This window comes from Pseudarthrobacter sp. NIBRBAC000502770, assembly GCF_006517815.1.
Classification (GTDB): Bacteria; Actinomycetota; Actinomycetes; order Actinomycetales; family Micrococcaceae; genus Arthrobacter; species Arthrobacter niigatensis.
The window spans coordinates 1000757-1013503 of sequence record NZ_CP041198.1; the positions used below are offsets into that span (position 1 = coordinate 1000757).

General features: G+C 62.1%; 7 protein-coding genes and 3 rRNA genes. All 10 read left to right on the forward strand.

Going from position 1 to position 12747, the window contains the following annotated elements:
• Positions 1 to 196: 196 nt before the first annotated feature.
• Positions 197 to 1718 (forward strand): 16S ribosomal RNA (locus tag NIBR502770_RS04915).
• A gap of 500 nt (positions 1719 to 2218) precedes the next feature.
• Positions 2219 to 5347: ribosomal RNA gene (locus NIBR502770_RS04920) — 23S ribosomal RNA — on the forward strand.
• Between the two features lie 162 nt (positions 5348 to 5509).
• Positions 5510 to 5626 (forward strand): 5S ribosomal RNA (gene rrf / locus NIBR502770_RS04925).
• The 16S, 23S and 5S rRNA genes sit together here, the layout of an rRNA operon.
• Before the next feature lie 346 nt (positions 5627 to 5972).
• Entirely contained in the window at positions 5973 to 6992 is a 1020-nt protein-coding gene (locus NIBR502770_RS21435) for a hypothetical protein (RefSeq protein ID WP_246857407.1), read from the forward strand.
• Positions 6992 to 7885, forward strand: coding sequence for a hypothetical protein (locus tag NIBR502770_RS21440; RefSeq protein ID WP_246857469.1), 894 nt, complete (start codon positions 6992 to 6994; stop codon positions 7883 to 7885). Before NIBR502770_RS21435 ends, NIBR502770_RS21440 begins: the two co-directional genes overlap by 1 nt.
• 6 nt (positions 7886 to 7891) lie before the next feature.
• Positions 7892 to 8881 (forward strand): HAD-IIA family hydrolase, encoded by a 990-nt coding sequence (locus NIBR502770_RS04935; protein WP_141181207.1) that lies wholly within the window; start codon positions 7892 to 7894, stop codon positions 8879 to 8881.
• A 9-nt stretch (positions 8882 to 8890) separates the two neighbouring features.
• Positions 8891 to 9142 carry a hypothetical protein gene (locus NIBR502770_RS04940; protein WP_141181208.1) on the forward strand — a complete coding sequence of 84 codons (252 nt, stop codon included), beginning with the start codon at positions 8891 to 8893 and terminating at the stop codon, positions 9140 to 9142.
• A complete protein-coding gene (locus tag NIBR502770_RS04945; protein ID WP_141181209.1) occupies positions 9142 to 9957 on the forward strand; it encodes a TlyA family RNA methyltransferase in 816 nt (271 codons plus the stop codon). The genes NIBR502770_RS04940 and NIBR502770_RS04945 overlap by 1 nt, the downstream gene beginning before the upstream one ends.
• A 13-nt stretch (positions 9958 to 9970) precedes the next feature.
• On the forward strand, positions 9971 to 10996 hold the full coding sequence (locus NIBR502770_RS04950) for an NAD kinase (RefSeq protein ID WP_141160919.1): 1026 nt from the start codon (positions 9971 to 9973) through the stop codon (positions 10994 to 10996).
• Positions 10997 to 11000: 4 nt separating this feature from the next.
• A complete protein-coding gene (gene recN, locus NIBR502770_RS04955) occupies positions 11001 to 12740 on the forward strand; it encodes a DNA repair protein RecN (RefSeq protein ID WP_141181210.1) in 1740 nt (579 codons plus the stop codon).
• Positions 12741 to 12747 lie beyond the last annotated feature (7 nt).

A 12747-nucleotide genomic window follows, 5' to 3' on the forward strand; every position in this document is an offset into this window, starting at 1 on the left:
GAATATTCGAATGTGTCTGTTGTTTGAGAACTCAATAGTGTGCCAAGTTTGTTGATACCGATTATGTAATGTGATTGGTTGAATTTGCTGGGTCTGTCCACCCCGTGGATGGGGCCTGGTTTTTACAGCTGGTTTCAAATTTTGTGCAGCCATTGGCGCCGTTATTTCCGGTGGTTTTGGTTGTGTCTGTTTGTTTTCAACGGAGAGTTTGATCCTGGCTCAGGATGAACGCTGGCGGCGTGCTTAACACATGCAAGTCGAACGATGATGCCCACTTGTGGGTGGATTAGTGGCGAACGGGTGAGTAACACGTGAGTAACCTGCCCTTGACTCTGGGATAAGCCTGGGAAACTGGGTCTAATACCGGATATGACCTTCCATCGCATGGTGGTTGGTGGAAAGCTTTTGTGGTTTTGGATGGACTCGCGGCCTATCAGCTTGTTGGTGGGGTAATGGCCTACCAAGGCGACGACGGGTAGCCGGCCTGAGAGGGTGACCGGCCACACTGGGACTGAGACACGGCCCAGACTCCTACGGGAGGCAGCAGTGGGGAATATTGCACAATGGGCGCAAGCCTGATGCAGCGACGCCGCGTGAGGGATGACGGCCTTCGGGTTGTAAACCTCTTTCAGTAGGGAAGAAGCGTAAGTGACGGTACCTGCAGAAGAAGCGCCGGCTAACTACGTGCCAGCAGCCGCGGTAATACGTAGGGCGCAAGCGTTATCCGGAATTATTGGGCGTAAAGAGCTCGTAGGCGGTTTGTCGCGTCTGCCGTGAAAGTCCGGGGCTCAACTCCGGATCTGCGGTGGGTACGGGCAGACTAGAGTGATGTAGGGGAGACTGGAATTCCTGGTGTAGCGGTGAAATGCGCAGATATCAGGAGGAACACCGATGGCGAAGGCAGGTCTCTGGGCATTAACTGACGCTGAGGAGCGAAAGCATGGGGAGCGAACAGGATTAGATACCCTGGTAGTCCATGCCGTAAACGTTGGGCACTAGGTGTGGGGGACATTCCACGTTTTCCGCGCCGTAGCTAACGCATTAAGTGCCCCGCCTGGGGAGTACGGCCGCAAGGCTAAAACTCAAAGGAATTGACGGGGGCCCGCACAAGCGGCGGAGCATGCGGATTAATTCGATGCAACGCGAAGAACCTTACCAAGGCTTGACATGAACCGGAAAGATCTGGAAACAGGTCCCCCACTTGTGGTCGGTTTACAGGTGGTGCATGGTTGTCGTCAGCTCGTGTCGTGAGATGTTGGGTTAAGTCCCGCAACGAGCGCAACCCTCGTTCTATGTTGCCAGCACGTGATGGTGGGGACTCATAGGAGACTGCCGGGGTCAACTCGGAGGAAGGTGGGGACGACGTCAAATCATCATGCCCCTTATGTCTTGGGCTTCACGCATGCTACAATGGCCGGTACAAAGGGTTGCGATACTGTGAGGTGGAGCTAATCCCAAAAAGCCGGTCTCAGTTCGGATTGGGGTCTGCAACTCGACCCCATGAAGTCGGAGTCGCTAGTAATCGCAGATCAGCAACGCTGCGGTGAATACGTTCCCGGGCCTTGTACACACCGCCCGTCAAGTCACGAAAGTTGGTAACACCCGAAGCCGGTGGCCTAACCCCTTGTGGGAGGGAGCTGTCGAAGGTGGGACTGGCGATTGGGACTAAGTCGTAACAAGGTAGCCGTACCGGAAGGTGCGGCTGGATCACCTCCTTTCTAAGGAGCACCTACAACAACCGGTCACCAGCGCATGTTGGTGGTGTGGTGTTGTCAGGAAGCAAGCCCGTAGCACGGACGATTGTTCCGTGGCGGGTGCTCATGGGTGGAATATCAACAAATAGCGGCCGCGTGTTTTTGTGTCTTGTCTAGTACGAGCCAGTGATGGTTCTGGAACGGTGGGCGTGGGGATGCGTGGTTTTGTGTTTGGCACACTGTTGGGTCCTGAGGCAACAGGACCACGGGAATGGTCCCTGCCTTTGGTGGGGGTTGTTCTGGTGGGTTTGTGTGTTTCTGGTTTCCCTGCCATGACGGTCCACGCACGTGTGTGTGGGGTGTGTGGTGTGGGGTTGTTGTTTGAGAACTACATAGTGGACGCGAGCATCTTGTATAAGAAGCAATTTCCAAGAATATGAACCTGGATCTGGTTCGTGTGCCCTTTTGGGTGTGCGGGGCAGTTTCTGTGGTTCTCTCGAGTGTTTTTTGTTTTTGATCTTTGTGGTCAAGTTTTTAAGAGCACACGGTGGATGCCTTGGCATTAGGAGCCGAAGAAGGACGTAGGAATCTGCGATAAGCCTGGGGGAGTCGATAACCGGACTGTGATCCCAGGGTGTCCGAATGGGGAAACCCCGCTGAGCGCGCGAGTGACTTGGTGACCCGTACCTGAACACATAGGGTGCGTGGGGGGAACGCGGGGAAGTGAAACATCTCAGTACCCGCAGGAAGAGAAAACAATAGTGATTCCGTTAGTAGTGGCGAGCGAACGCGGATCAGGCTAAACCGTTCCATGTGTGATAGCCGGCGGGCGTTGCATGGTCGGGGTTGTGGGACTTTCCGTACCAGTTCTGCCGGGCTGGTGGGGTGTGATGTGCGCGCATAGGTGAACGGTTTTGAAAGGCCGGCCAGAGAGGGTGTTAGTCCCGTAACCGTAATGTGTTTGTACCGCCTGTGAGAGTATCCCAAGTAGTACGGGGCCCGAGAAATCCCGTGCGAATCTGTCAGGACCACCTGATAAGCCTAAATACTCCCTAATGACCGATAGCGGACCAGTACCGTGAGGGAAAGGTGAAAAGTACCCCGGGAGGGGAGTGAAACAGTACCTGAAACCGTGTGCTTACAATCCGTCGGAGCCGGCTCTGTTCTGGTGACGGCGTGCCTTTTGAAGAATGAGCCTGCGAGTTAGTGTTACGTCGCGAGGTTAACCCGTGTGGGGCAGCCGTAGCGAAAGCGAGTCTGAATAGGGCGTGTGAGTGGCGTGATCTAGACCCGAAGCGAAGTGATCTACCCATGGCCAGGTTGAAGCGACGGTAAGACGTCGTGGAGGACCGAACCCACTTCAGTTGAAAATGGAGGGGATGAGCTGTGGGTAGGGGTGAAAGGCCAATCAAACTTCGTGATAGCTGGTTCTCCCCGAAATGCATTTAGGTGCAGCGTTGCGTGTTTCTTGCTGGAGGTAGAGCTACTGGATGGCTAATGGGCCCTACAAGGTTACTGACGTCAGCCAAACTCCGAATGCCGGTAAGTGAGAGCGCAGCAGTGAGACTGTGGGGGATAAGCTTCATAGTCGAGAGGGAAACAGCCCAGACCACCAACTAAGGCCCCTAAGCGTGTGCTAAGTGGGAAAGGATGTGGAGTTGCCCAGACAACCAGGAGGTTGGCTTAGAAGCAGCCACCCTTAAAAGAGTGCGTAATAGCTCACTGGTCAAGTGATTCCGCGCCGACAATGTAGCGGGGCTCAAGTACACCGCCGAAGTTGTGGCATTCACATATTTTCCAAGCCTTTGTGGTTCAGGAGTGTGGATGGGTAGGGGAGCGTCGTGTGGGCAGTGAAGCTGCGGTGTAAACCAGTGGTGGAGCCTACACGAGTGAGAATGCAGGCATGAGTAGCGAAAGACGGGTGAGAAACCCGTCCGCCGAATGATCAAGGGTTCCAGGGTCAAGCTAATCTGCCCTGGGTAAGTCGGGACCTAAGGCGAGGCCGACAGGCGTAGTCGATGGACAACGGGTTGATATTCCCGTACCGGCGAAAAACCGTCCATGTTGAACAGGGGATACTAACCGCCCGAGACCTGCCCGACACCCCTTGTGGGTGAAGGGTTTTGGTGGAGCGCGGGACCTGATCCTGGGAGGCAAGCGTATTAACAGGTGTGACGCAGGAAGGTAGCCGAGCCGGGCGATGGTTGTCCCGGTCTAAGGATGTAGGGCGAGTGGTAGGCAAATCCGCCACTCATGGTGCCTGAGATCTGATGGGACCCCCGTTTGGGGGGATTTGGTGATCCTATGCTGCCGAGAAAAGCATCGACGCGAGGTTTTAGCCGCCCGTACCCCAAACCGACACAGGTGATCAGGTAGAGAATACTAAGGCGATCGAGAGAATTATGGTTAAGGAACTCGGCAAAATGCCCCCGTAACTTCGGGAGAAGGGGGGCCCCAACCTTGATACACCTTCGCGGTGTGGAGGGGATCGGGGCCGCAGAGACCAGGGGGAAGCGACTGTTTACTAAAAACACAGGTCCGTGCGAAGTCGCAAGACGATGTATACGGACTGACTCCTGCCCGGTGCTGGAAGGTTAAGAGGACCGGTTAGCCGCAAGGCGAAGCTGAGAATTTAAGCCCCAGTAAACGGCGGTGGTAACTATAACCATCCTAAGGTAGCGAAATTCCTTGTCGGGTAAGTTCCGACCTGCACGAATGGAGTAACGACTTCCCCGCTGTCTCAACCATAAACTCGGCGAAATTGCAGTACGAGTAAAGATGCTCGTTACGCGCAGCAGGACGGAAAGACCCCGAGACCTTTACTATAGTTTGGTATTGGTGTTCGGAGTGGCTTGTGTAGGATAGGTGGGAGACGTTGAAGCCCGGACGCCAGTTCGGGTGGAGTCATCGTTGAAATACCACTCTGGTCACTTTGGACATCTAACTTCGGCCCGTAATCCGGGTCAGGGACAGTGCCTGATGGGTAGTTTAACTGGGGCGGTTGCCTCCTAAAAAGTAACGGAGGCGCCCAAAGGTTCCCTCAGCCTGGTTGGCAATCAGGTGTCGAGTGTAAGTGCACAAGGGAGCTTGACTGTGAGAGAGACATCTCGAGCAGGGACGAAAGTCGGGACTAGTGATCCGGCGGTACATTGTGGAATGGCCGTCGCTCAACGGATAAAAGGTACCTCGGGGATAACAGGCTGATCTTGCCCAAGAGTCCATATCGACGGCATGGTTTGGCACCTCGATGTCGGCTCGTCGCATCCTGGGGCTGGAGTAGGTCCCAAGGGTTGGGCTGTTCGCCCATTAAAGCGGTACGCGAGCTGGGTTTAGAACGTCGTGAGACAGTTCGGTCCCTATCCGCTGCGCGCGCAGGAAATTTGAGAAGGGCTGTCCTTAGTACGAGAGGACCGGGACGGACGAACCTCTGGTGTGTCAGTTGTACTGCCAAGTGCACCGCTGATTAGCTACGTTCGGATGGGATAACCGCTGAAAGCATCTAAGCGGGAAGCTCGCTTCAAGATGAGATTTCCATACACATTTATGTGTGAGAGGCCCCCAGCCAGACCACTGGGTTGATAGGCCGGATGTGGAAGCGAGGACTAACGACTCGTGAAGCTGACCGGTACTAATAGGCCAACAACTTACACCACACAGATACATACAAAACTCTGCTTGCGTCCACTATGTGGTTCCCAACCAACAACCCCCCAACACGGGTTGTCACGGCACGGAACCACCACAACTAAATAACAACACCATGTTGTAACCACAAAACTTCCCACCAACCCCCAGGGTTGGCCGGGTACAAGGGTTACGGCGGTCATAGCGTGGGGGAAACGCCCGGTCCCATTCCGAACCCGGAAGCTAAGACCCACAGCGCCGATGGTACTGCACCCGGGAGGGTGTGGGAGAGTAGGTCACCGCCGGAACAACTATTAATGGTCGAGGCCCCAACCACACGGTTGGGGCCTCCCACATTTAAACACCAAACACCACCAGGAGACACCAACGACGTCCGGCAGGCGGAGCCCATGGCCGGCGGCTCGGTTGCAGCGGGCAGCGGCCACCGCAGGCTGTCGCCGTTGTGAAGATGGCCACGATACCGCTCCCAGGGCCCGCGCTGTCCGGGGGGATTTGGTGGCTCCACTAGAATTGATGAAGATGTACGGACTTCGAAGCGCTTGATTTCGGGTTGCGTAGGAAACGAAAAGAGCGGCTGCAGTTGCGCCAGTGGTCGGCTCACAACAGGAGGAATCCAAATGGCCGAGCATAACGGTGGCAACCGAGGCAACGACCGGGGCGCGTTCCGCGGCAACAACAACTCCGGCGGTGATCCCCGCGGATTCCGGTCCCGCTCCGACCGCGATGGCAACAATTTCTCGCGCGGCGGCTCTTCCGGTGGTGGCGAGCGTAAGCCGTTCGGTGATCGTGATCGTAAGCCGTTTGGTGATCGTCCGCGCCGTGATGGTGAGGGTGACCGCCGTGGTTTTGGTGGCGGTGCCGGTGGTGGCGAGCGTAAGCCGTTCGGTGATCGTGATCGTAAGCCGTTTGGTGATCGTCCGCGCCGTGATGGTGAGGGTGACCGTCGCGGTTTTGGTGGCGGTGCCGGTGGTGGCGAGCGTAAGCCGTTCGGTGATCGTGATCGTAAGCCGTTTGGTGATCGTCCGCGTCGCGAGGGTGAGGGTGACCGTCGCGGTTTTGGTGGCGGTGCCGGTGGTGGCGAGCGTAAGCCGTTCGGTGATCGTGATCGTAAGCCGTTTGGTGATCGTCCGCGTCGCGAGGGTGAGGGTGACCGTCGCGGTTTTGGTGGCGGTGCCGGTGGTGGCGAGCGTAAGCCGTTCGGTGACCGTGACCGTAAGCCGTTTGGTGATCGTCCGCGTCGCGAGGGTGAGGGTGACCGCCGTGGTTTTGGTGGCGGTGATCGTGACCGTAAGCCGTTTGGTGACCGTCCGCGTCGCGATGGTGAGGGTGATCGTCGTGGTTTTGGTGGCGGTGATAACCGCAAGCCGTTCGGGGACCGGCAGGACCGCGCACCCCGCAGCTTCGACCGTGGTGATTCCCTCGCCGAGTCAGGCCGTGGCTCCGGACCCCGCAGCTTTGGCCGCGACCGGCAGGAAGACCGTCCTGTCCGCGTGCCCAACGCTGCCGACCTCCGCAGCGCCAACCGTCCGGACCGGGAACGTTCCCCCGAAATTGATGAAGACGTCACGGGCAAGGAACTGGACCGCGCCACGCAGCACCAGATCAAGACCCTTGAAGCCAAAAGCTCAGAGTGGGTGGCACGCCACCTGGTGATGGCGGGCCGCCTCATTGACGACGAGCCGGAGCTGGCATTCCAGCACGCACTCGCCGCCAGCCGTCGTGGGGGCAGGCTCGCCGCTGTCCGCGAAGCCGTGGGCCTCACGGCCTACGCAGCCGGCCACTATGGTGAGGCGCTGCGCGAGTTCCGCACCTTCCGCCGTATCAGCGGCTCCAACGTTCACTTGCCCGTCATGGCCGACTGCGAACGTGGCCTGGGCCGCCCGGACCGCGCCCTCGACGTAGCCCGCTCGGAGGAAGCCCAGGACCTGGATGCCCCCGGCAAGGTGGAACTGGCAATCGTCGCCGCCGGTGCGCGCACCGACCTGGGCCAGCTTGACGCGGCAGTAGCCGAACTTGAAATCCCGCAGCTGGACATGAACCGCGCGTTCTCCTACAGCCCGCGCCTCTTCCGCGCCTATGCCGATGCGCTGGCTGCGGTGGGACGCGAAGACGAGTCGCAGAAGTGGAGCCGGCAGGCCGTCGTGGCAGAAAATGCCCTGGGCCTGGGCGCTGACGAAGAACCCGAAATCATCGACCTCGGCTGGGACGAGGAAGAGGAAGCCCGGGAAGAGGCAGAACGCCGGCGGATGCTGGACCGGGCCTCCAAGGGCGCTGGGGCCGAAACGCCCGCAGCAGGTTCCACGGAAGCAGCTGCCAGGAGCGCCCGCGCAGCCGAGGCGAAGTCCTCGCAAGACAGCAGCATCGACGACCAGGATGCCGACTACTTCGTTTCCGACGACGCAGAATCGGACCAGGACTCGGTAGAACACGACGAGTTCCACTCCGTGGCCGCCGACGACGCCGGTGCTGACGACGCCAGCGCAGCCGACACGGCTGCCCAGGACGATGCAGGCACTGAGCACAACGAAGAGCGCCGGGAAGACTGAACACAGATGAGTGACGTTTCTCTGGTTTCCCGCTTCGATGCACTCCTCGCCGACCTGGACGGCGTGGTTTACGCCGGACCTGACGCGATTCCGGGAGCTGTTGAATCGCTGCAACAGCTCTCGGGGCTGGGCATCGGACTGGGCTATGTCACCAACAACGCATCCCGGTCACCTGCGGACGTGGCAGCGCATCTCCGTGAGCTTGGTGCGCCCGCAGAGGACAACCAGGTGGTGAGTTCGTCCCAGGCGGCGGCCGAGCTGCTTGCCTCGATGCTCGCGCCCGGGTCCAGGATCCTTATCACTGGCAGCCCGGCCCTGGCCCGGGAAATTGAGCTGGTGGGCCTGGTACCGGTAGCCGGGCAGGATGAGGACCCGGTCGCCGTGGTCCAGGGGTTCAGCCCCGCCATCGGATGGAAGGACCTGGCCGAAGCCACCTATGTGGTCAATGCCGGTGCCCTCTGGGTGGCCACCAACACGGACATGTCCATCCCGCAGGCGCGCGGCATAGCGCCGGGAAACGGCACCCTGGTCGCCGCAGTCGCCGCAGCCACCGGCCAGCAGCCCCGGGTTGCGGGCAAGCCGGAGGCGCCGCTGTTCCATTCGGCAGCCAAACGCCTCGGGGCCGAGCGTCCCCTGGTGGTTGGCGACCGGCTGGACACGGACATCCTGGGCGGCAATAACGCCGGTTTCGCCACGGTAGCGGTCCTGACCGGGGTCGACACGCGCGAAACCATCCTGGCGGCCAGGGCGGCGGAACGCCCCGAATACATCATTGCGAACCTTGCCGACCTTCACCGTCCATATCCGGACGTGACGCACGACGACGGCACCTACACCTGCGGGCAGTCAACGGCGCGCGTGGCCAACGGAGCCGTGGGCATCATTGGCGGCCAGGACAACCTGGACTCGTGGCGGGCGGCGTGTGCCGCCTGGTGGGCCGCGACGCCTGACGCCGCAGCCCCGCAGGCGCCCAAGCTGGTGTGGCTGGATCACTAGACTGGTTCCATGACCGAGCTGACTGAACCGGAAGACCCGACAATCCAGCCGGCACCGGAATGGCCGCAGGCCGACCGGCAGGACCTAACGGATCCGCAGGTGGCGCAGTCCATCGCCCGGCTCCTGGACCTGCCCGGGCTTCCCGCAGCGGACCACGAGTCCGTCTACAACCTGGTTCACGATGACCTGCTGGCCGCGCTCAACAGCGATCCCGCAGACGTTGCTTTCCCAGGCACTGGGCCGGATGGCGGGGCCGCCTGATGCCGGTACGCCTCGACCAGGCCCTGGTGGCCCGCGGGCTGGCCAGGTCGCGAACGCATGCAGCCTCGTTGATCGCCGAAGGCAAAGTGAGTTCCGGTGGCCAGGTCCTTGGCAAGGCATCCCTGCAGGTTGACGAGAGCAGGAACCTGGCCGTCGAGCACGATGAGCAGGACACCTACGCCAGCCGTGCCGGGCACAAGCTGGCCGGCGCCCTGGACGCGTTCCCCGGCGTTTCGGCCCAAGGCAAACGGTGCCTTGACGCCGGTGCCTCCACCGGCGGCTTCACGGACGTCCTGCTGAGGCGGGGGGCCGCGCACGTGGTGGCGGTCGACGTCGGGCACGGCCAGCTGGTGCCGCACCTCCGGGACGACCCGCGCGTGGAAGTCCACGAGGGCATGAACGTCCGGTACATGGCGCCCGCCGATATCGGCGGCCCCGCGGCCCTGACCGTCGCCGACCTTTCCTTCATCTCCCTCACCCTCGTGGTTCAGCCCCTGGCTGACTGCACCGGGCCCGGGGGCGACCTGGTGCTGATGGTCAAGCCGCAATTCGAGATCGGCAAGGACCGCCTGGGCCGCACCGGCGTGGTCACCTCGGAGCGTGAACGGCGGATGGCCGTGGAGAAGGTGGCCAGGGCAGCGCTCGACGCCGGCCTGGACCTGTGCGGCCTGGCGGTCAGTCCGCTGCCCGGGCAGGACGGAAACGTCGAATACTTCCTGTGGATAAAACGCAGGATCACCCAAGACTTGCCTAAGATCGAAGAGCGAGAGGCGGCAGCAGCTGCCTTGCTCGGACAAATCTGGCCTAACCACTAGAGAGCGGAACCTGATGAGCAGGCGTGTACTGGTCCTTGCCCACACCGGCCGCGAGGAGTCACTGAAGGCCGCCTGGGAAGCCTGCGCCCTGCTGCATGCGTCCGGCATGGTCCCGGTGATGCAGGAGTCCGAGCTGGGCGACATGGAACGGTTCTTCGGCCACCTGGCCCAGCCGGTGGAGGTGCTTCACGACCATGTCCAGCTGCCCGACGTGGAACTTGTCATGGTCCTTGGCGGCGATGGAACCATCCTGCGCGCCGCGGAGCTGGTGCGCGAGGTGGATGTGCCGTTGCTGGGCGTGAACCTGGGCCACGTGGGCTTCCTGGCGGAAAGTGAGCGGGCGGACCTTGCCCAGACCGTCGAATGGATTGCCAGCCGGGAGTACACCGTCGAAGAGCGCATGACCATCGATGTCCAGGTCTGGGTCCGCGGCCAGAAGATTTGGCACACCTGGGCTTTAAACGAAGCCGCCATCGAAAAAGCCAACCGGGAACGCATGCTGGAAGTCGTCACGGAAGTGGACGAGCGCCCGCTGACGTCCTTTGGCTCCGACGGCATTGTGCTGGCCACCCCCACGGGCTCCACGGCTTACGCGTTCTCCGCCGGTGGACCCGTGGTCTGGCCGGAGGTGGAGGCTCTGGTGATCGTGCCGATCAGTGCCCACGCGCTCTTCGCCAAGCCCCTTGTCGTGTCGCCCAGGTCCAGGCTCGCCGTCGAGGTGCTGGGCCGCACCGACGCCCAGGGGGTGCTGTGGTGCGACGGCCGGCGCTCCGTGGACCTGCCGCCGGGCGCGCGGGTGGAAGTGACCAAGTCGGCCACCCCGGTCCGCCTGGCCCGCACCCACCAGACGCCCTTTTCGGCACGGCTGGTCCGCAAGTTCGAGCTGCCCATCCACGGCTGGCGCGGCCCGGTCCCCAAGTCCGATGCCGTGCACACCGGCCCTATCCCCATTGTGCGGACGCCCCGGCCCATGCCGCCGCTGCCGGTCCCGAATGCGGAGAACCCCGGCAGCGATCCCGATCCGTCGACTGCGAAGTGAATCCATGCTTGAAGAACTGAGAATCCGCGACCTCGGCGTCATCACCGATGCAACGCTCCCGCTCGGCCCGGGACTGAGCGTGGTGACCGGTGAAACCGGCGCGGGCAAGACGATGGTGGTCACCGCCGTCGGACTGTTGCTGGGGGCGCGCTCTGACGCCGGAGCCGTTCGGAGCGGCGCGAAAAGTGCCACCGCGGAAGCGGTGCTCAAGCTCGACGCCGGGCACCCGGCCATTGCCCGGGCCCTTGACGCCGGCGCCGACACGGAAGAGTTCGACGGCGGCGCCGAGCTGATCCTGGCCCGCCGCCTGGGTGCCGACGGGCGCAGCCGCGCCTTCCTCGGTGGGCGGGCTGCCCCGGTGGGCGTCCTGGCCGAAATCGGCGAATCATTGGTGGTGGTGCACGGCCAGTCGGACCAGATCCGGCTCAAAAGCGCCACAGCCCAGCGGGAAGCCCTGGACAAGTTCGCCGGCGACCACCTCGCCGGCCCCCTGGCCGCGTACCAGGAGCTGTACAGCCGGTGGAAGGCCAACCAGGCAGAACTGGACAGCCTGCGGAGCGCCGCGCGGGACAGGCTGCGCGAGGCAGAATCCCTGGAGGCAGCCCTCGCCGAAATAGACGAGGTGGATCCGCAGCCGGGGGAGGACGAGCTCCTGAAGGCGGAGGCCGTCAAGCTGGCCAACGTGGAGGAGCTCCGGATCGCGGCCAGCACGGCCCACCAGGCCCTCATCGCCGAGGACTTCGGCGAAACCGGTGACGCCACCACCCTGGTGGACTCCGCCAAACGCACCCTGGAGCATGTGGCCGAGCACGACGCCGAACTCGGCTCGGCGGCAGCCCGGCTGGCGGAAGTTGGCTTCCTGCTCAACGACATCGCCACCGAACTGGCCAGTTACCAGGCCGGCCTGGACACCGAGGGGCCGGAACGGCTCGCCGAAATCGAGGACCGCCGGGCAGCATTGGCCAAGCTGGTCCGCAAGTATGCCCCCACCATCGATGAGGTGCTGGCGTGGGCCGAAACCGCGCGCGTCCGGTACGACGAACTGCAGGACGACTCCTCCCGCATCGAGGCCCTGGACGCGGACGTGGTCCGCGCCGAAGCGGAACTGACCAAGCAGTCCGCAGCCATCAGCAAGATCCGCACCAAGGCGGCCAAGGACCTTTCTTCCCGGGTCAGCGCCGAGCTGAAGGCGTTGGCCATGGCAGACGCCACCCTGGTGATCAACCTCGAGCCCGCCGGGCAGCTGGGTCCGCACGGTGCGGACGACATCAGCTTCCTGCTGCAGCCGCACTCCGGTGCCCCGGCCCGTCCGCTGGGCAAGGGCGCGTCCGGCGGTGAGTTGTCCCGCGTGATGCTGGCCATCGAAGTGGTGCTGGCGGCCGTCGACCCCGTTCCCACGTTTGTGTTCGACGAGGTGGATGCCGGTGTGGGCGGACGCGCCGCCGTCGAGATCGGCCGCCGCCTGGCCATGCTGGCGCAGCACGTGCAGGTTCTGGTGGTCACCCACCTTCCCCAGGTTGCTGCCTTTGCGGACCAGCACATCACCGTGACCAAGACGTCCACCAGGGGAGCCGACGGGGGCACCGCCACCGGATTCACCTCCAGTGACGTCCGCCTCCTTGACGGCCCGGAACGCGTGCGTGAACTCGCCCGCATGCTGGCCGGCCAGGAGGACTCCGAGTCCGCCCGGGCGCACGCCCAGGAATTGCTGGACGACGCCAAGCTCCTGCCGCAGCGGGCCTGACGGGAAC

Excerpts from the sequence above, each read along its gene's own strand:
- NIBR502770_RS21440 (WP_246857469.1), top strand. The coding sequence starts at position 6,992 with ATGGCGGGCCGCCTCATTGACGACGAGCCGGAGCTGGCATTCCAGCAC.
- NIBR502770_RS04935 (WP_141181207.1), top strand. The coding sequence starts at position 7,892 with ATGAGTGACGTTTCTCTGGTTTCCCGCTTCGATGCACTCCTCGCCGAC.
- NIBR502770_RS04940 (WP_141181208.1), top strand. The coding sequence starts at position 8,891 with ATGACCGAGCTGACTGAACCGGAAGACCCGACAATCCAGCCGGCACCG.
- NIBR502770_RS04945 (WP_141181209.1), top strand. The coding sequence starts at position 9,142 with ATGCCGGTACGCCTCGACCAGGCCCTGGTGGCCCGCGGGCTGGCCAGG.
- NIBR502770_RS04950 (WP_141160919.1), top strand. The coding sequence starts at position 9,971 with ATGAGCAGGCGTGTACTGGTCCTTGCCCACACCGGCCGCGAGGAGTCA.
- recN (WP_141181210.1), top strand. The coding sequence starts at position 11,001 with ATGCTTGAAGAACTGAGAATCCGCGACCTCGGCGTCATCACCGATGCA.